The organism is Streptomyces sp. NPDC059785 (assembly GCF_042732375.1).
Classification (GTDB): domain Bacteria; phylum Actinomycetota; class Actinomycetes; order Streptomycetales; family Streptomycetaceae; genus Streptomyces.
The window spans coordinates 24,462-43,377 of record NZ_JBHWHV010000016.1 but is presented as its reverse complement, the minus strand read 5'-3'; the positions used below and the strand labels follow the sequence as shown (position 1 = coordinate 43,377).

The following is an 18,916-nucleotide window of genomic DNA, read 5'->3' as shown; positions in this document are numbered from 1 at the left end:
GCCCTGGCCCGCCCCGGGCGCGTCGACCACCCTCTGATGCACCGCTCGGCCGCCCGCCTCGCGGGGGGCTGTAGAGCGCGGTGGACGGGGACCCCGGACAAGGCCGCCGCGGGGGGGCCGGGCGGGGGGGGCCCGGCCCCCCCACCAAAAGGGGTGAACGGTCGTAACTTTCCCCTACGTGCGACGTTCTGTAGCGCTACAGGGCCGTTCGATCACTGCCAGTTCGCGGCATACAGACACCAAATCGCGTCGCGCAGCGACGAACTCGCATCGCAGACGGCCGCGAATCCATGTCGTACGTCCGCGAGTTCACTTCACACCGGCTCACACCGCCGCCAACTGCCGGCGCGCGTCGCGGCGGCGGGTCGCGACCGCCGGGTCCAGGGCCGGTACGGCGGCCAGCAACTGCTTGGTGTACGGGTCCCGCGGGGCGTCGTACACCTCGTCGGCGGGTCCGCTCTCGACGATCCGGCCCTGCCGCATCACCGCGACGTGGTCGCTGACCTGGCGCACGACCGCGAGATCGTGGGCCACGAAGACCAGCGCGAGCCCGAGTTCCCGCTGCAACTCGCCGAGCAGGGCGACCACCTGCGCCTGCGTGGTGACGTCGAGCGCCGAGACGGGCTCGTCGCAGACGATGACGCGGGGCTCGGCGGCGAGCGCCCGCGCGATGCCGACGCGCTGGCGCTGACCGCCGCTGAACTCGTGCGGATAGCGGTCGTAGTGGGCGGCTTCGAGCCCCACGCGCCCCAGCAGTTCCCGTACGCGCTCCCGGATCCGTCGCTCGTCCCGCTCGCCGCGTGCCCGCAGCGGATCGGCGATCGACTCGCCGATGCTGCGCCGGGGGTTGAGGGAGGACACCGGGTCCTGGAAGACCATCTGCACCGCGGGGCTGACGGGCTTGGCGCCGGACCGTTCGCGGCCCTCGTACCGGATCGTGCCCGCGGTCGGTTCGAGCAGGCCCACGAGCATCCGGCCCAGTGTGGTCTTGCCGCTGCCGCTCTCGCCGACGACGCCCAGGGTCTGGCCCCGGCGGATGGTCAGGGACACGTCGTCCACGGCCGCGAACTGCCCCTTGCCGCGCCCGAAGACGCGCCGCAGCCCCGCCGCCTCCAGCACCACCTCGCCCGACGAGTCAGTACTACTCCCGGTACCACTCCTGGTACCACTCGAAGAGCCCGTGTCCCGGGCGCGCGGCGTGTCCACCCGAGGCACCGCCCCCAGCAGCTCCCGCGTGTACGGCTCGCGCGGCGCGCCCAGGACGTCGGTGACCGGGCCCTGTTCCACGGTCCGCCCGTGCCGCATGACGAGGACCTCGTCCACACTCTCGGCGGCTACGCCGACGTCGTGCGTGACCAGCAGCAGTCCCGTCCCGGTCTCCTCGCGCAGGGTGTGCAGGAGGTCGAGGATCTGGGCCTGGACGGTCACGTCGAGGGCGGTGGTGGGTTCGTCGGCGATCAGCAGGTCCGGTTCGCAGGCGAGGGCCATGGCGATCAGGGCGCGCTGGCGCATGCCGCCGCTGAACTCGTGCGGGCGCGACCGCGATCTGCGGGCGGCGTCGGGGATGCCGACCCGGTCGAGCACGGTGACGGCGCGGGCGCGGGCCGCCCGGCGCGAGGCGCGCGTGTGCACCCGGTACACCTCGGCGATCTGGTCGCCGACGGCGTAGTAAGGGTCCAGGGAAGACAGCGGGTCCTGGAAGACCATGGCGGCCTTTCCGCCGCGCAGCCGCCGCAGTTCGTCGTCGGAGGCGGCGCCCACGTCCACGCCGGCCACCCGTACCGAGCCGCCGACGCGGGCGCCCGTGCCGCGGTGCAGCCCCAGCAGCGCGGACGCGACCGTGGACTTGCCGGAGCCGGACTCGCCGACCAGACCGAGCGCGGCGCCCCTCGCCAGGCGGAAGGAGAGCCCGTCGACGGCGCGCAGCTCCCCGAACTCGACCGAGAGGTCGCTGACCTCCACCAGGTTGTCGCCGGTTCCGGCCGGCCGCCCTCCGGCTTCTACCGGACTCACGTCAGCACCACCCGTCGGTCGGCCACCGCGAACAGCACGTCCGCGACGGCGTTGGCCAGAACCACGAAGAAGCCGGTGACCAGGACGAGTCCGACGACCACCGGCAGGTCGACGACGTTCACGGCGTGCACGAGTTCGCGCCCGAGTCCGGGCAGTCCGAACATCGATTCGGTGAGCACCGCGCCGCCGATCGCCGCTCCGGCGTCGTTGGCGGCCAGCGCGATGACCGGCGCGATGGCGCCGCGCAGGGCGTGCCGTCCGATGACCGAGCGCTCCCCCACGCCGTACGCGCGGAAGGTGCGTACATGGTCCTCGGCGAGCGTCTCAAGCATCGCCGCGCGGGTGAGGCGGGCGTATCTGGCGGCCTCGATGAGGGCGAAGGAGAGCCAGGGCAGCAGCAGGTTCCACGCCCACTGCTCGGGGTCCTCGGTGAAGGGCACGTACTGCGGGAAGGGCAGCCACTGCAACTGCCCGCAGACGATGATCATCAGCACCAGGCCGATGACGAAGACGGGCGTGGCCGTGCCGGCGAGGGTGATGCCGGTCAGCACCCGCTCGGTCAGCCGGCCGCGCCGCCAGGCGGACAGCACGCCGGTGCCGACGCCGAGCAGCAGCCACAGCGTCATCGCGCCGACGACCAGCGACACGGTGACCGGCAGCTTGGCGACGATCAGCTCGGTGACCTGCTGGTCGGTCTGGTACGAAAGGCCGAGGCAGGGCGCGCCGCAGTGCTGCACGGAGGTGCCGGTCGAGTAGTCCTGGCCGGCGAAGACGCCCTGGAGGAAGTGCCAGTAGCGCAGGTAGACCGGGTCGTCCAGGCGCAGCTGATCGGCGACCTGCTGCACTTGGGCGGGCGAACAGCGCGGACCGCAGGTGATCTGCGCGACGTCGCCGGGTGCGATGTAGAAGACGGCGTAGATGATGACCGAGATCGCGAGCAGGGTGACGACGGCACCGACCAGCCGCCGTACGACGAAACCCGTGAAACCGGCGAGGCCGGTGAAGCCCGTGAAACCGGTGAGACTCGCACTCACACCCTTGAGACCGGTGGAACCCGCACTCACACCCTTGGGACCAGTGGGACGTGTGCTCATGCCTTGGCCTCCCGCCTGCGTCCCGTCCCGACGCTCAGCCGTGAGGCCGCGCGCGGGTCGAGGGCCGTGCGCACGCCGTCGCCGAGGACGGTGAGGGCGAGCACGGTCACGAAGAGCGCACCGGCGGGCAGCAGCAGGTACTGCGGCGCCGCCTGGTACCAGACGTCGGCCGCGGTCAGCATCTGTCCCCAGGACGGCGTCGGCGGCTTCACGCCGACGCCGAGGAAGCTGAGGGCCGCCTCGACGGTGATGTTCGCCGGTACGAGCAGGGCCGCGTACGTGATGACGGGCGCGGCCAGCGCGGGCAGCAGCTCGCGGCGGGCCACCCGCCAGGGGCCCCAGCCGCTGAGCCGGGCCGCGGCAACGTGGTCGAGTTCCTTCAGCGTCAGGGTGTGGGCGCGGACGATCTTCGCCGTCGAGCCCCAGGCCACCAGGCCGATGATCAGGGCGACCAGGACGGGCCGCGGGAAGCCGCTGGGCACGATCGCGAGCAGCGCCAGGGAGACGATCATCAGCGGCATCGCGATGATGATGTCCGTGGCCCGGCTGAGCAGTTGGTCGACCCACCGGTTGCCGAGCGCCGCGGCGACCCCGACCACGACGCCGATCAGGACCTGCACCAGCGTCGCCGCGAGGGCGACGCCGAGCGAGACCCGGGCGCCGTACACGAGCCGGGCGAAGAGGTCGCGGCCGGTCTGCGGCTCCACGCCGAGCCAGTGGTCGCCGCTGACGCCGCCGAACGAGCCGACGGGCACCCCGCCGCGCGCGGAGTCGATCAGCGAGGGGTGGTACGTGGTCGGGTCCTGGCCCTCGATCGCCGTGAGCAGCGGCGCGGCGAGCGCGACCAGGACGAGCAGCGCGACGACGGCCGCCGCGACGAGGGCGGCGCGCTGCGTGCGCAGCCGCCGCCAGAACTGCCGGGCTCCGGAGACCGGGGCGAGGACCGTGTCGGCACCCGCCCCGGGGACTCCCTGAGCCTCGGAGACCGTCAAGGTCTCACTCATCTCAGTCAACGGATCACTCATCGGACTTACTTGACCGCGACCTGCGAGATGTCCAGTACACCCGTCCAGTCGCTGATGACGACGTTCTTGATGTCCTTGCCGTACAGCCGCTTGTAGACCGGGTGGAACAACGGCACGGTGAGTGCCTGCTCACCGATCTTCTTGTCCAGTGCACCCCAGCGCGTGGCGGCCTCGTCAAGATCGGTCAACTTGTTGATCGCGTCAATCTCGTCATTGACCGACTTGTCGTTGAGGAAGCCCGTGTTGAAGTTCGCGCCGTCCTTGACGATCTGCCGGCCGTCGAAGATCGGGGCCAGGAACGGGCCGCCGGACGGCCAGTCGGCACCCCAGTGGGCGAGGAAGAAGCCGGGCTCGGTCTTCACGTCGTGGATCGTGTCGGAGTAGTCGTTCTCCTCGAGCCCTTCGAGCTTGACGGTGATGCCGGCCTTCTTGAGGGCGTCCTGGATCGCGGTGGCTATCTCCGGGCTGGTCTCGAAGTCCTTGGCGTTGGAATGCGTGAGCGTCACCGTAAGGCCGTTCTCGTAACCGGCCTCCTTCAGCAGCGCCTTGGCCTTGGCCGCGTTGCCGGACTCGCCCGCCGGGAAGTGGTCGTACGCGGTGTAGCCGAAGGACTTCTGGTCCGGCAGGTAGGTGGTCGCCGGCTCGGCGAGCGACGAACCGCCGGCCGCGTTGATCACGGAGGAGCGGTCGACGGCGTACGAGATCGCCTGCCGGACCTTCGGGTCGTCGAAAGGCTTCACCTTGGGGTTGAAGGCGATGTAGTTCGTGTAACCGAAGTGGCCGGTGCCGACGCGCGAGGCGAGTTCCTTGTCGCCGGTGACCTTGGCGAGTTCGGCCGGGCCGAGGTTGGTGTCGGTGGTGACGGCGGCGGCGTCCGCACCCTGGGAGGACGAGAGCCGCTGGTTGATGACGGAGGAGTCGAGCCCGGAGCGTACGTCGATCTTGTCCGGGTACGCCTTGCGCTCCTCGTCGGTCGCCGCGGACCAGTGGGTGTTGCGCTCCAGGATCAGCCGCTCGCCGTCGTTCTCGTTCTTGACGACCTTGTACGGGCCCGAGGAGACGGGGTGCTCCTCGTACTTGGTACCGGTGTCCTTGGCCTTCGGTACGGGCGCGAACTGGGTCTGGGTGGCCAGGTAGGGGAACTCCCCCTCGGGCTTGTTGAGGTGGAAGACGATGGTCCGCTCGTCCGGCGTCTCGATCGAGTCGAGCCCCTTGCCCTTGTCCTTGTAGGGGCCCTCGTAGTCGGCGCCGCCGATCAGCCAGTCTCTCAAGTAGGGCGCGCCGCCGGAGAGTTCGGCCGCGAAGGAGCGCTCGATGCCGTACTTGATGTCGGCGGAGGTGATCGCCGTCCCGTCCTCGTACTTCAGCCCGTCCTTCAGGGTGTACGTCCAGACGGTGGCGTTCTTGCTCGGGCGGCCGGTGTCGGTGGCGAGGTCGGGGACGACCTTCGAACCGGCGGCCCCGTTCTCGCGGTTGCGGGTGGTGAGCGTGCGGAAGACGAGCGAGGGCACGTTGCCGCCGCCGGAGGTGTACAGCCGCGCCGGGTCGAAGTCGGACTGCGCGCCTGCGTTCAGAACCGTCAGCGTGCCGCCCTTCTGCGGCTTCGAGTCGCCGTCGGCGCCCTTGGCATCGTTGTCCTCGGGCCCGCAGGCGGCGGCGCCCGCTGCCACGACCAGGCTGACGGATACCGCGGCCACGCGGCGCGCTGTGAGGGACGGTTGGCGCATCGGAAGACGACCTCTCGGATGTTGAGACGGATTGCCGCATAGTGAGACGAAAGAGCGCAGGATCCGCCCTGGGCGTCATGCATCGGTCGTCGGCGTCCGACGGAAAGGGGTCCGACGGGAGGGATCCGGCAGAAAGGGATCCGGTTCACGCGTTCACGCGGAACCCGCGGTCACGCGGGAACGCGAGGCGTACGGAGGAAGAGCTGACGCACACGCCGGGGCGGGTGTCAGCGACAGTGGATGTCGGCCACGCAGAGCGCGGTCACGCCGATGAGCGCCAGCTCGATGGCGGCGCGCGCGGAGGCGTGGGAGGGCGACATGCGCAGAAATATGAACGAACTTTCGCCCGCTGTCAACGCGGGCCGGGCGCCGGACCGGACCACGAGCCCGCTGCCGGTCCGGCGCCCGTCCGTCAACTCCCGGGGAACGGCCAGGGATTGGCCAGACAGTGGATACCGTCGTGATCGAGGAACTTGGTCTGCTGCTGCATGACCGGCGCCAGCGAGCCGTCCTTGTCACAAGTGACGTGCCCGTACCCGAGCCGGTGCCCCACCTCGTGGTTGATCAGCATCTGCCGGTACGCGTGGATGCGGTCGCCGTAGGTCGGCGAACCCTGCGCCCACCGGTACGCGTTGATCATGACGCGGGCGGTGGCGGCGGAGTCGCAGGAGACGTTGTCCTCGGTGGTGTCGAGGCCGGACTTGGCGCACCAGGTCGCGGTGGTGCCGGGGCTCGCCAGGGTGATGACGAAGTCGGGCTTGCCCGAGGAGATCCGCTCGAAGGTCCGGGCCCCGTTGTGCGCCCAGCTCCGGTCGTCGTTCAGCGTCTTCTGCACGGCCTGCGCGAAGAGCTCGGCGTCGAGCCCGAGGCCGTGTTCCACGTCGACCCGGTAGGTCCACTTGCGCCCCTTGCCGGGCGCCTTGTCGAGTCCGGTGACCGCGTCGAACTTCCCCGACCCCTCGAAGGTCTCGCCGAGCGGATACGTCTTGGCCATCTTCTGGTCGTACGTCAGCACGGTCGGGCTCGGGGAGGGCGACCCGGACTGCGTGGGCCGGCCGTCTCCGCGCGAGAGGGAGTCCTGGGCGCCCCGGCCCTCGCCGCCGGCGGCCTGGGCCCGTACGGCGTTGTCCTCCCGGCCGCCGGCCACCTGTCCGGCGACGATCACGGCGAGCACCGTGGTCACGGCGGCGGCCGCGATCCCGGCGAAGGTCAGCCCCTTGCCGCCCTTGACCGGGCCGGACCGCCCGCTCTCCGGCGGCTCCTCGGCGCCGGCGTCCGTACCGGCGCCGGTACCGCGGTCCCCACCGGCGGCGGAGCCGGGACCCGCGCCGGCCCGCCGCGACGCGTCCCGGCCGTCCCTGCCGTCACGGCCACTGCGACCGTCCTGGCGCGACGCGAAGACGTCGTCGTCCGCCTCGAACGCGTCGAGGTACTCCTGCCGTGGACCGCCGTGCAGGCCGCCGTGTGAGTCGCCGCGCCCGGTCTCCTGCGGCTGTCGCGGTATCCGCGGCCCCTGCCCGTGCGGCCCGGAAGCCGCGCCGGAAGCCGCGCCGGGCCCGGAACCGGGTCCGGAGGCCGCGCCCCGCGCGCCGCGCGACAGGTCGCCCCAGCCGCCACCGCCCTCACGCTGCTCGGGATGCCCGCCGCGCACCTGGGGCACCCCGCGCGCGGGAGTGCCACCGGGAGAACGCGGCACCCCATGGGCGGGGGTCCCGTCCGGGAAGCGGGGGACCCCGCGCGCGGGAGTCCCGTCAGGAAAACGCGGCACCCCGCGCGCGGGAGTGCCGTCGGGCGACCGGGGTACTCCGTGAGCGGAGCCGGGACCACGACCGGGACCGTGACCGGAACCGGGCCCGCCCGGTCCACCGGGTACGCCCGGTGCGCTGTCCGTGAGGCGCGGCACGCCCCGGGCCGGCGTGCCGTCGGGCAACCGTGGAACGCCCCGCGCGGGAGTGCCGTCCCCGTACCGGGGTACTCCGCGCGCGGGGGTGCCGTCCGGCAGCCGTGGCACACCTCTGGGCGGAGTCCCGCTCGCCGGGGGCTGCATGTTCCGCGGGGCCTGTGGCGCCTCCGGGGCTTGTGGAATCGGCGGGCCGCCCCTCTCGGGGGACGGTGTCGCTCTGGGGGCGGCTGCCTTGCCGCCGGCCTCGCCCTTGCCTGCCCGCCCCCGGCGGCTGTGACGTCCCACGCCCCGCCTCAGCTCCCCGAGTCCGCACTGTCGGCCCCGTCCCTGACGGCCGGGGCACCCAAGTCCGCGTCGCCGCGCAACTCTCCCGTATCCACGAGGAGTTCACGGAACGCCGCGGCCACCGTATCGGGATCCTCCATCATCGCGACATGTCCCGCGTCCGGGAGTGTCAGGAGCCGGGAGTCACGGAAGGCGCGGGCGGCCCGCTGGGCCATGCGGTAGGCGACGAGCTGGTCGCGGCCCCCGTAGACGAGCAGCGTCGGCGCCAGGACGCGCTCGGCCTGACGCCACAGCCCGTGCTGTCCGCCCAGCGTGTACGCGTTGACGATGCCGCGCGCCGACCGGGCCATGGCGTCCCAGAAGTAGGGCAGGGCGAGCCGCCGCTCCATCTCCTCGACCGCGTGCCGGAAGCCCTCGGGCGTCACCGTGGAGGGGTCCCCGTAGCAGAGCGCCATGACGCCGCGTACGCGCTGCTCGGCGGTCCAGCCCCGGGTGAAACGGGTGAACAGGCCCGCCACGCCGGGCAGCGCCAGCGCGGCGGTCGGCCACGCCGTGCGCTGCGCCCGGATCTCCGGGAGCGCGGGCGAGACCAGCGCGAGCGTACGGACGAGGTCGGGCCGCACGGCCGCGACGCGCGTGGCGACGGCGCCGCCCAGCGAGTTCCCGAAGAGGTGCACCGGGCCGCGTCCGGAGGCGTCGATATAACGGATGACCGCGCGCGCGTGCCCGGTGACCGAGTAGTTCCCGTCGTCCGGCGGCGGCGAGTCGCCGAAGCCCGGGAGGTCGAGCGCCTCGCTCTCCACCAGCCCGTCGAGCAGCGGCATCAGCGCGGACCAGTTCTGCGAGGAGCCGCCGAGCCCGTGCACGTACAGCGCGGGCGGCAGTCCCTCGCGCGCCGGCGGTCTCGACCGCACCGTCAGCGTGGCCCCTGGCAGTCCGACCGACCGCAGCCGCTCGCCTTCCGCGACCCTGACGGCACCGACCTTCGGGGAGACGGTGTTGGCCAGCAGGGATGGCAGCTCGGTCGAAGACATGCGGCAATGTTACGAGACGATCACGCGGCGACCTGTGTGTCGGCGGTCACAAGGAGAGGACGATCCGTGCCCCCGGCAAGCGATTGGCGCCCTGGCAAGCTGCGCGCCCTGCATCGGCCCGCCCCCCGATCGCATGGCGCTTGATTCGGGTGTCTCCTACGCTCGAAACAGGGCACCCATACGTGACCCCTGCTTCTGCCGGGGAAGTCTTCAGGGCAGTTCTAGGAACGGAGTTCGCCCATGGCCTTCGACCCCATCGATCCCGCCGACCCCCGGGCCGTCGACGTCCTGGCGGAGGACGAGAACCGCGACGAGACGGAGCCCCGGGAGAGCGAGGAGGCCCTCGAGATCGCCGAGGAGACCCCTGAGGCCGACGCCGCCGAGCAGCACACGGACGTGGCGCCGCGGGGCGACGAGCCGCTGGAGGAACTGGACCCGAGCCGCGGCGACGAGGCCGATCTGCTGGAGCAGAACCGGACGGTCTCCGTGGACGAGGACGACTACCGCTGACGGCTACCGCTTACGGCCACCACCGACAGCCACCGCAGCGGCCACCGCCGACGGCCACAAGAAATCACGGCCACGGCCGGAGCGGCCTCCACGGCCGGAGCGGCCCCCGCGGCCGGAGCGGTCTCCGCTGCCGGGGCGGCCCGCCGACCGGACCGGCTACCGGACTGGAGGCGGGACCGGCGACCGGACCACGACCGGCCCGCCCCCATTTGTGGCCGTCTGCGTGGCTGCGCCATTGTCCGGTCCGTGAAATTCTGCGCTCGCGACGCGCACAGCACGGTTACCCAAAAGTACGATGGCGGCGCGGCGCACACCGCATGTGGACGATTAGGAGGCGGCGTGACAGCCATCGAGCAGACAGAGGCGGCACGCCCGAGGGGCACGCGGCTGCCACGCCGTGCCCGGCGCAACCAGCTTCTCGGCGCGGCTCAGGAAGTCTTCGTCGCCCAGGGCTACCACTCGGCCGCGATGGACGACATCGCCGAGCGCGCGGGCGTCAGCAAGCCGGTCCTCTACCAGCACTTCCCGGGCAAGCTCGATCTCTACCTGGCCCTGCTGGACCAGCACTGCGAGTCCCTGCTGGACTCGGTGCGCCGGGCACTGGCCTCCACCTCCGACAACAAGCTGCGCGTACGGGCCACGATGGACGCCTACTTCGCGTACGTCGAGGACGACGGCGGCGCCTTCCGGCTGGTCTTCGAGTCCGACCTGACCAACGAGCCCGCCGTACGCGAGCGCGTCGACCGGGTCACGCTCCAGTGCGCCGAGGCGATCTGCGACGTGATCGCCGAGGACACCGGCCTCTCCCGGGCCGAGTCCATGCTGCTCGCCTCGGGGCTCGGCGGACTGGCCCAGGTGGTGGCCCGGTCCTGGCTGCACAGCGACCGCAGCGTCCCGCGCGACCAGGCGGTCCAACTGCTGACCTCGCTGGCCTGGCGCGGCATCGCCGGATTCCCGCTGCACGGCAACGAGCACCACTGACGGGACCGCTGAAGGCGCCCGCGGCTTTGTTCCCGTCCGCTGTTCGCTGTTGGCGTTCTTGGACGGAGCGTGAACCCTCCCCTCACCGGGCTAATGTGTGCTGCGTACGGCGCGGACGAACGCGCACATCACTGACCGTCGGAGGGACATAGCCGTGGAGGTCAAGATCGGCGTGCAGCACGCGCCCCGCGAGATCGTTCTGGAGAGCGGTCAGACCGCCGAGGAGGTCGAGCACGCGGTGTCCGAGGCGCTGGCCGGCAAGACGGCGCTGCTCAGCCTCGTGGACGACCACGGCCGCAAGGTCCTGGTCCCCGCCGACCGTCTCGCTTACGTGGAGCTCGGCGAGCCCACCACGCGCAAGGTGGGCTTCAGCGCGCTGTAGCGCTGACCGCGCGCACGGCGCGGCATGACGCAAAGGGCGCGCACGATGCGAAAGGGGTCCCGCGGCACTCGCCGCGGGACCCCTTTCGCTTCCTTCCGCTTCCTGAACTGCACAGACGGAGCACAACTCCGCCACAGAGGAGGATTGCGTTCCGGGCCACAGGGGTAGACCGGCTACGACCGATTTGCCCCGGCCGTGCGGGAGGGACCTCACCATGTTCTTGGAAGCGCTCGGCTCCGCGTTGCTCGGTCTCGCCCTTGCCTGGGCGGCGGTCCACCGCCTGTCCCACCGGCTGCCCGCCCGCACCCTGGTGCTGCCGACGGGCGTCGGCGGCGGCCTGTTCGGCGCCTTCCTCACCCACAGCGCGATGGGACCCGGCTATCCGCTGCCGACCCTCGTCGGCGCGGTGGTCGTCGCGGCGGCCTCGCTGTCGCTGCTGCTGCGCCCCGCGGAGAGACTGCGCCGGCGCTCGGCCCCGGCGTAATCCAGCAGGGCTCAGCGCCGACCGTCCCTCAGGCCGCCAGTCCCAGCGCGGCCATCCGCTTGGTGTGGGCCTCGGTGATCCTGGAGAACATCCGGCCGACCTCCGCGAGGTCGAACCCGTCGGCGACACCGCCCACGAGCATGGTCGACAGGGCGTCGCGGTCGGCCACCACGCGCTGCGACTGGGACAGCGCCTCGCCCATCAGCCGCCGCGCCCACAGGGCGAGCCGTCCGCCCACCCGAGGATCGGCGTCGATCGCGGCGCGCACCTTCTCGATGGCGAAGCCCGCGTGCCCGGTGTCGTCGAGGACTGCGAGGACCAGGCTCCGGGTGTCGGCGTCGAGGCGTGCGGCGACCTCCCGGTAGAAGTCACTGGCGATCGAGTCGCCGACGTACGCCTTGACCAGGCCCTCCAGCCAGTCCGACGGCGCGGTCTGGCGGTGGAAGCCGTCGAGCGCGGTCACGAAGGGCTCCATCGCCTCGGCCGGCTCCGCGCCGATCGCGGCCAGCCGGCCCCGCAACTGCTCGAAGTGGTGGAACTCGGCCGACGCCATCTTGGCCAGCTCCGCCTTGTCGACCAGCGAGGGCGCCAGCTTGGCGTCCTCCGCGAGCCGTTCGAACGCCGCCAGCTCGCCGTACGCGAGCGCTCCCAGCAGGTCCACGACCGCGGCCCGGTACTGCGGATCGGCGGCGGCCGTGTCCCAGTCCTGGGCGGCGACTCCGGTGGCCGCGGGGGCGGTCTCGGCGGACGTGTCAGCGGCGTTGTCAGGCGTCGTCATGAAGCGCACAATAGCCCGCCCGGAGCAGCCCGGAAGTCCCTGGTCAATCAGTGTGACGACGACCATGTGACCAAATCGGCCATCGCGTGTGCGCGATTCCGGGGTATGGTGGTAATGCGCCCGTTGAGTCGATCGCTTGGTTGATCGACGTAGCTCGACGGGCCGCACGAATGAGGATGCCCGGTCGGAGGCCCGATCGGCTCCGACCCGACAGCCCTCCCCGTCCGTACGGCACATTGCGTACGACGTCCGGAGGGACCCTCAGCGGTACGAGCGCTCGAGCGTCGGCAGTGGTCCCATGCCACTCGGCCCGCCCGTCAAGAGCGGCCGACGTCCCCGGCACGGTCCCGACACGACCCCCGCGCTCGCCTCGCACCGCGTACACAGAAGAGGCAGCACCCTGACTACGACGTTCCGAGAGCTCGGAATCCTTCCCGAGACCGCCGAGGCCCTGGAGGCCGTCGGCATCATCAACCCCTTCCCCATCCAGGAGATGACGCTCCCCGTCGCCCTGTCGGGCACCGACGTCATCGGCCAGGCCAAGACCGGCACCGGCAAGACGCTGGGCTTCGGCCTCCCGCTCCTCGAGCGCGTGACCGTCCCGGCGGACGTCGAGGCGGGCCGGGCGCAGCCCGAGCAGCTCACCGACGCCCCGCAGGCGCTCGTCGTCGTCCCGACCCGCGAGCTGTGCACCCAGGTCACCAACGACCTGCTGACCGCCGGCAAGGTCCGTAACGTACGGGTTCTCGCCATTTACGGCGGCCGGGCGTACGAACCGCAGGTCGAGGCGCTCAAGAAGGGCGTCGACGTTGTCGTCGGCACCCCGGGGCGGCTGCTGGACCTGGCGGGCCAGAAGAAGCTGAACCTGAAGCACATCAAGGCGCTCGTGCTCGACGAGGCCGACGAGATGCTCGACCTGGGCTTCCTGCCCGACGTCGAGAAGATCATCAACATGCTGCCGGCCCGCCGTCAGACGATGCTGTTCTCGGCCACCATGCCGGGCGCGGTCATCGGACTCGCGCGCCGCTACATGTCGCAGCCCACGCACATCCGCGCCACCGCGCCGGACGACGAGGGCGTGACGGTCGCCAACATCTCGCAGCACGTCTACCGCGCGCACAACATGGACAAGGCCGAGATGGTCGCGCGCATACTGCAGGCCCGGGGCCGCGGTCTCGCGATGGTCTTCTGCCGCACCAAGCGGACGGCGGCGGACCTCGCCGACCAGCTCCAGCAGCGCGGTTTCGCCTCCGGCGCGGTCCACGGCGACCTCGGCCAGGGCGCCCGCGAGCAGGCGCTGCGCGCCTTCCGCAACGGCAAGGTGGACGTCCTCGTCTGCACCGACGTCGCCGCCCGCGGCATCGACGTCGAGGGCGTCACCCACGTCATCAACTACCAGTCCCCCGAGGACGAGAAGACCTACCTGCACCGCATCGGCCGTACGGGCCGCGCGGGCGCCTCGGGTACGGCGATCACCCTCGTCGACTGGGACGACATCCCGCGCTGGCAGCTGATCAACAAGGCGCTGGAACTGACCTTCAACGACCCGCCGGAGACGTACTCCACCTCCCCGCACCTCTTCGAGGAGCTGAGCATCCCGGCCGGCACGAAGGGTGTCCTGCCGCGTTCCGAGCGCACCCGCGCGGGTCTGGCCGCCGAGGCGGTCGAGGACCTGGGCGAGACGGGCGGCCGTGGTCCGCGTGGCCGCGGTGGCCGTGGCGGGGCGCCCGCCGAGCGCGAGCGCGAGCGTGAGCGCGAGCGTCCGGCGCGCACGCCCCGCCGTCGGCGCCGTACGCGCGGCGGTGCGCCGCTGGACGAGTCGGCTGCGCCCACCGCGGTGCCGTCCGAGACGCCCTCGCCCGCGCCGTCCGAGACGTCCTCGACCGCGCCGTCCGAGACCGTCGAGCCGCGCGCTCCGCGCCGTCGCCGCCGTACGCGCGGCGGTGCGGTCGCCGAGCCGACCGCCGCCGAGGTGGTCGCCGAGGCGCCGACCGAGGCCGCACAGTCCGCCGTGGTGACGGCCGAGAGCGCGCCGGAGGCACCGGCGAAGCCGCGCCGCCGCCGCACCCGGGCGAGGGCCGCGGAGGCGGTGGAGATCGCCGAGACCGTGGGAACCGCGGAGACCGTGCCGGCTCAGGCGTCCGCCGCCGAGGCCCTCGCGGCCGCTGAGACGGTCCTCGGGACCGCCGAGGCGACCGAGGAAACCGAGGCTCCCGTGAAGCCGCGCCGCCGCACCCGCAAGAGCGCGGCCGCGACGGAGACGACCACCCAGGCCGCCCCGGCCGTCGAGGTCGCCGAAGAGGCCGCCGTCAAGCCGCGTCGCCGTACCCGCAAGGCCACGGCCGCGACGGAGACGGTCCTCGCCACGGAGACGGCCGCCCCGGCCACCGAGGCCGTCGAGGTCGCCGAAGAGGCCGTCGTCAAGCCGCGTCGTCGTACGCGGAAGGCCACCGCGCCGGCCGCAGCCGCGGTCGACACGGTAGAGGGCACGGCGTCCGTGACCGAGGCTCCGGCCGCCGAGGTGGCGGAGACGAAACCACGCCGGACCCGCGCGAAGGCCGCGACGACAGCCGCCGCCGAGACCGCCGTGGACACCGCGGAGACCGCGGAGACCGCCGAGGCCAAGCCCCGTCGCCGTACCCGCAAGGCCACCGCCCCGGCAGCGGAAGCCGAAATCCCGGCCCAGACCGCCGACGAACCCGAGGCCAAGCCCCGCCGCCGCACCCGCAAGGCCACGGCCGTGGTGGAGACGGTGGAGTCCGCGGACGTCACGGCCGAGGCCCCGGCCAAGCCGCGCCGGACGCGCAAGACCGCCGCGGCCAAGGTCGAAGCCCCGGCCGCCGAGGCGACCGAGGTCAGCGAGGTGGCGGAGACGAAGCCGCGCCGGACCCGCGCGAAGGCCGCGACGACGGCCGCCGCCGAGACCGCCGTGGACACCGCGGAGACCGCCGAGGCCAAGCCCCGCCGGCGCACCCGCAAGGCCACCGCCCCGGCAGCCGAAGCCGAAATCCCGGCCCAGACCGCCGACGAACCCGAGGCCAAGCCCCGCCGCCGCACCCGCAAGACCGCGGCAGCGGCGGAGTCCACGGAGGGCTGATCCCCGACCGACGGCCCGGTCCCGCCAACGCGCGGTACCGGGCCGTCGGCGTACCCGGGTGCATCTGGGCGTATCCGAGTGCACCTCGGCGTACCCGGGTGTACCCGGGCAGGCCGAGCTCGTCCGCGGCGCTACGGCGCTGCGGCGTTGCAGTGGTGCGGCGCTACGGTGGCCGTCGCGGCCGGTCGTGGGGGTCACCGGGGTCTCTCCACGGCGACGTCCGGCCGCGGTGGTCTTTCCCGGGGACGCCCCGGCGCGGGCTCACGGGCCGCCCGTTAGCCTCGAAGCATGAGCAGGCCGCCCACCTTCCGTCCGCCGTCCGGGGTCCGTGCGTACCGGCTGCGCACCGCGCGCGGCGAGTTCGCCGTACTCGACTCGGCGCCCCAGCCGCAGCAGCCCCGCGAGGGTCGGCCGCAGGAGCCGCCGGCGAAGGGAACCGCCCTGCTGCTGCCCGGTTTCACCGGGAGCAAGGAGGACTTCATCGCGCTGCACGGGCCGTTGGCGGCGGCCGGCTACCGCACCGTGGCCGTGGACGGGCGCGGGCAGTACGAGACACCGGGCCCCCGGGACGACGAATCGGCGTACACCCAGGGCGAGTTGGCGCAGGACGTGCTCGCGCAGGCGGCCGCGCTCGGCGGCCCCGTGCATCTCGTGGGGCACTCGCTCGGCGGGCAGGTCGCCCGCGCGGCGGTCCTCCTGGACGCGGCACCGTTCCTGTCGCTCACCCTGATGTCCTCGGGGCCCGCGCAGATCTCCGCCTCCCAGCGGGAGCGCGTGAAGCTGCTCAGGGACGCGCTGGCCGTGATGAGCATGGCCGAGGTGTGGGAGGCGATCCAGGCGATGGAGCCGCCCATGGAGCCACCCGAGGAGACCGACACCGGCGCCCCCGGCCCGGACCATGGCGGTCCCGATCCCGCCCACGGCCCGGACCATGGCGCTCCCGATCCCGCCCCCGGTCCGGACCATGGCGCTCCCGATCTCGACCCCGGGCTCGACAACCGCGTCGACCTGCGCCGCCGCTGGCTCGGCACCGCCCCCGCGCAGCTCGTCGCGACCGGACGCCAGCTGTGTACGGAACCCGACCGCGTCGCCGAGCTGGCGGCCCTGGCGCTGCCCGTGCACGTACTCTCCGGCGCGCGCGACGACACCTGGCCGGTACCGCTCCTGGACGACATGGCGATACGGCTGGGCGCCCACCGCACCGTCGTGCGGGGCGCCGAGCACTCCCCCAACACGGACCGTCCGCTGGACACCGCGCGGGCACTCGCCGTGTTCTGGGACCGATGCAGACCTCAAAGCCTGTGAGCCAGTAGGAACAGGTGAGATCAGTACTGGGTCTGGAGGTGCTCCCAGAAGCCGTCCCGCAGCGCGCGGCGCAGGTCCGCCTGGCCGCGCAGGGAGTACTGGAGCAGGCCCTCGGCCTCGACCAGCAGGTCCTGGTCGACCGAGCCCGGCAGATAGGGGTGCCCGGGCATCAGCTCCACCAGCGTTTCCCGGCCGCGCGCCGCCAGCCACTTCGCGGCGATCTGGGCGCCCACGAACCGTACGTCCTCGCGCGTGGGCCGGGCGGCCACCGAGGCGTCGTAGCTGCTGGCGGTGGTGCGTCTGGAGACGTACGGCTTGAAGAAGTCGAGGTCGAGGGTGCGCTGGCTGTCGACCTCCCACAGGAGCGGCTCAGCCTGGTTGCGGCCGTCCGGGGCCTCGATGCCCCAGAGGTGGACCCGGGCCCCGTAACCCTGCGCCGCCTCGACCGCCGAGACCAGGTCCTCGTCGCCGCCGAGGAGGGCCGCGTCGCTGATGGCGCGGTGCCGGGCGAGCGATTCGAGGTCGCTGCGGATCAGTGAGTCGACGCCCTTCTGCTGGTTGTTGGCGTTGAGGTTGCCCAGTCTGACCTTGACGTCGGGCAGTTCGGCGATCGACTGCTGCTCGGCGGTGTGGATGCGGCGGCGGGCGCCGTCGTACCAGTAGACGCGCAGCAGCCGGCTGTCCGCGAAGATCGTGCGGGCGCGGTCGATGAGTGCCTCGATCAGGCCCTCGGCGTCGAGTTCGAAGGCCCGGCGGTCTTCGGTGCCGGCGACGAGCCGGCCCGCCGCCGCGTAGAGGTATCCGGCGTCGACGAAGATCGCGTGGGTGGAGGGCGTCTTCGCCACCTCGGCGAGCATGCGTTGCAGCAGCTCGTTCGTATGGTCGATGCGGACGCCGAGCGCCGCGAGGTCGTCGTTCATCGATTCCATTGTCCCGGCGGTCACGCTGCGAACACAACCGGTCCCGGTCGGTCTCTCAATAACCTCTTACCGGTCAGTAATTAGGTTCTCGAAAATTTTCCTTAGCGTAGGGAATGTTTGTAACAAGCATCCCGTTGGATTCAGTGGGCACCTGAGGTACCGACGCCTCACGGGCCACTCACCAGTAGTTCTCCTCAGGAGGATGACCAGACGAAGGGAGAAGCCCATGCGCTTCGAAATCATGCGACTCGACGACGTCGACGGAACCCCCGTGGACACCACCGTCGTGGACGCCGCCTCCGTCAACGGGATCGTTCAGCAGGCCGCCGCGATAGGGCAGCGCCTGTGGATCCGCCCCGCCGACACGACTGCCTCGTAACGCGTACGCATTACCCCGTTACCCGCAGACGTTCTGCAGATTTCGGAGCCCCGCCGGCACCTTCGCCGCGCGGGGCTCCGCGCGTCGGTAGGGCACCGCGCGTCCGTGGGGACACCGCCCCCTCGTCGGTGGGGGCAACGCCCCTCGGCCGCCCTTTGATCAGCTCCTCAGCCGCCCTTGATCACCTGCGTGACCCCGTTGATGATCTGCTGCACCGCGATGGCGGAGAGCATCATGCCCGCCAGTCGTGTCACCAGGACGACACCGCCGTCCTTGATGACCCGGATGATCAGCAGCGAGTACCGCATGACCAGCCACAGCACGACGTGGATGGCGAGGATGGCCGCCCATACGGAGACCTGGGTCGCCACGCCGTCCGCCTTCTGCACGGCGAGGATCACGGACACGATCGCGCCTGGCCCGGCCAGCAGCGGCATGCCCAGCGGTACGAGGGCGACGTTGACGTCCTTGGTCTGCTTGGGCTCGTCCGTCTTGCCGGTCAGCAGGTCCAGGGCGATCAGCAGCAGGAGCAGCCCGCCCGCGATCATCAGCGCGGGCACCGAGACATGCAGATAGTCCAGGATCTGGTGGCCGAGCAGGCCGAAGACGGTGATCACACCGCCGGCCACGCAGACCGCCTGGAAGGCCATGCGCTTCTGCACCTTGGCGGGGCGGCCCGCGGTGAGCGCCAGGAATATCGGGGTGATCCCGGGCGGGTCCATGATGACGAAGAGGGTCAGGAAGAGGGAGCCGAAGACGGCGAGATCGAACACGGTGACTGGCCTTGCATAAGTGGTGAGTGAAGTGACGAGGGAAAGTGACGGGGGCGCACGGCACCCCGGCCGCCGCGCACGGACAGGCGTCACGCCCGGTGAAGCACACCCGGTGAAACACATCCGTGAAGCACACCTGGTGAAGCACGTCTGCTGGAGGAGTGCGTCGCGGGCGGCCCGTGACCGCCGGGCGACGGAGTCACGCCGCGCGGAGCGGCGATGTCAT

General features: G+C 72.0%; 17 protein-coding genes. 7 read left to right on the top strand and 10 right to left on the bottom strand.

Going from position 1 to position 18,916, the window contains the following annotated elements:
- Positions 1–324: 324 nt before the first annotated feature.
- From ACFV6E_RS15005 to ACFV6E_RS14975, 7 genes are all read right to left on the bottom strand, one after another.
- Positions 325–2,013, bottom strand: a complete 1,689-nt coding sequence (locus ACFV6E_RS15005) for a dipeptide ABC transporter ATP-binding protein (protein ID WP_385175032.1) — start codon at positions 2,011–2,013, stop codon at positions 325–327.
- Positions 2,010–3,107: an ABC transporter permease gene (locus ACFV6E_RS15000; protein WP_385461874.1), complete on the bottom strand. Its 1,098-nt coding sequence runs from the start codon at positions 3,105–3,107 to the stop codon at positions 2,010–2,012. Before ACFV6E_RS15000 ends, ACFV6E_RS15005 begins: the two co-directional genes overlap by 4 nt.
- Positions 3,104–4,111 carry an ABC transporter permease gene (locus tag ACFV6E_RS14995; protein ID WP_385461871.1) on the bottom strand — a complete coding sequence of 336 codons (1,008 nt, stop codon included), beginning with the start codon at positions 4,109–4,111 and terminating at the stop codon, positions 3,104–3,106. Before ACFV6E_RS14995 ends, ACFV6E_RS15000 begins: the two co-directional genes overlap by 4 nt.
- A 26-nt stretch (positions 4,112–4,137) precedes the next feature.
- The gene (locus ACFV6E_RS14990) at positions 4,138–5,859 is read right to left on the bottom strand and encodes an ABC transporter substrate-binding protein (RefSeq protein WP_385175040.1); all 1,722 of its coding nucleotides are present in this window, start codon (positions 5,857–5,859) and stop codon (positions 4,138–4,140) included.
- A 227-nt stretch (positions 5,860–6,086) separates the two neighbouring features.
- On the bottom strand, positions 6,087–6,179 hold the full coding sequence (locus ACFV6E_RS14985; RefSeq protein ID WP_385175043.1) for an Ms4533A family Cys-rich leader peptide: 93 nt from the start codon (positions 6,177–6,179) through the stop codon (positions 6,087–6,089).
- Between the two features lie 92 nt (positions 6,180–6,271).
- Complete coding sequence (locus ACFV6E_RS14980; RefSeq protein WP_385461868.1) at positions 6,272–8,047, bottom strand: DUF3152 domain-containing protein; 1,776 nt, start codon at positions 8,045–8,047, stop codon at positions 6,272–6,274.
- Between the two features lie 8 nt (positions 8,048–8,055).
- Positions 8,056–9,081 carry an alpha/beta fold hydrolase gene (locus ACFV6E_RS14975; protein ID WP_385461865.1) on the bottom strand — a complete coding sequence of 342 codons (1,026 nt, stop codon included), beginning with the start codon at positions 9,079–9,081 and terminating at the stop codon, positions 8,056–8,058.
- A 240-nt stretch (positions 9,082–9,321) separates the two neighbouring features.
- Between ACFV6E_RS14975 and ACFV6E_RS14970 the strand changes: the two genes are divergently transcribed.
- The 4 genes from ACFV6E_RS14970 (at position 9,322) to ACFV6E_RS14955 (ending at position 11,438) form a co-directional block, all read left to right on the top strand.
- Positions 9,322–9,591, top strand: coding sequence for a hypothetical protein (locus tag ACFV6E_RS14970; protein ID WP_385175051.1), 270 nt, complete (start codon positions 9,322–9,324; stop codon positions 9,589–9,591).
- A 339-nt stretch (positions 9,592–9,930) separates the two neighbouring features.
- Positions 9,931–10,572: a TetR/AcrR family transcriptional regulator gene (locus ACFV6E_RS14965; protein ID WP_385175054.1), complete on the top strand. Its 642-nt coding sequence runs from the start codon at positions 9,931–9,933 to the stop codon at positions 10,570–10,572.
- Positions 10,573–10,726: 154 nt separating this feature from the next.
- Positions 10,727–10,954 (top strand): DUF3107 domain-containing protein, encoded by a 228-nt coding sequence (locus ACFV6E_RS14960; protein ID WP_385175056.1) that lies wholly within the window; start codon positions 10,727–10,729, stop codon positions 10,952–10,954.
- Between the two features lie 214 nt (positions 10,955–11,168).
- Positions 11,169–11,438, top strand: coding sequence for a hypothetical protein (locus ACFV6E_RS14955; protein WP_385175059.1), 270 nt, complete (start codon positions 11,169–11,171; stop codon positions 11,436–11,438).
- Positions 11,439–11,466: 28 nt separating this feature from the next.
- Here the strand turns inward: ACFV6E_RS14955 and ACFV6E_RS14950 are convergent, their stop codons facing one another.
- Positions 11,467–12,225 (bottom strand): ferritin-like fold-containing protein, encoded by a 759-nt coding sequence (locus tag ACFV6E_RS14950; protein ID WP_385461862.1) that lies wholly within the window; start codon positions 12,223–12,225, stop codon positions 11,467–11,469.
- A 484-nt stretch (positions 12,226–12,709) separates the two neighbouring features.
- Between ACFV6E_RS14950 and ACFV6E_RS14945 the strand changes: the two genes are divergently transcribed.
- Positions 12,710–15,313, top strand: coding sequence for a DEAD/DEAH box helicase (locus ACFV6E_RS14945; RefSeq protein ID WP_385461997.1), 2,604 nt, complete (start codon positions 12,710–12,712; stop codon positions 15,311–15,313).
- A gap of 288 nt (positions 15,314–15,601) precedes the next feature.
- Positions 15,602–16,618 carry an alpha/beta fold hydrolase gene (locus ACFV6E_RS14940; RefSeq protein ID WP_385461859.1) on the top strand — a complete coding sequence of 339 codons (1,017 nt, stop codon included), beginning with the start codon at positions 15,602–15,604 and terminating at the stop codon, positions 16,616–16,618.
- A gap of 20 nt (positions 16,619–16,638) precedes the next feature.
- Here the strand turns inward: ACFV6E_RS14940 and ACFV6E_RS14935 are convergent, their stop codons facing one another.
- A complete protein-coding gene (locus ACFV6E_RS14935; protein WP_385175665.1) occupies positions 16,639–17,538 on the bottom strand; it encodes an NYN domain-containing protein in 900 nt (299 codons plus the stop codon).
- A 226-nt stretch (positions 17,539–17,764) separates the two neighbouring features.
- On the opposite strand from ACFV6E_RS14935, the gene ACFV6E_RS14930 reads away from it, so the two are divergent.
- Positions 17,765–17,917, top strand: a complete 153-nt coding sequence (locus ACFV6E_RS14930; protein ID WP_385175668.1) for a hypothetical protein — start codon at positions 17,765–17,767, stop codon at positions 17,915–17,917.
- A 167-nt stretch (positions 17,918–18,084) separates the two neighbouring features.
- On the opposite strand, the gene ACFV6E_RS14925 is transcribed toward ACFV6E_RS14930, so the two are convergent.
- Positions 18,085–18,690: a MarC family protein gene (locus ACFV6E_RS14925; RefSeq protein ID WP_385175671.1), complete on the bottom strand. Its 606-nt coding sequence runs from the start codon at positions 18,688–18,690 to the stop codon at positions 18,085–18,087.
- Between the last annotated feature and the right edge of the window lie 226 nt (positions 18,691–18,916).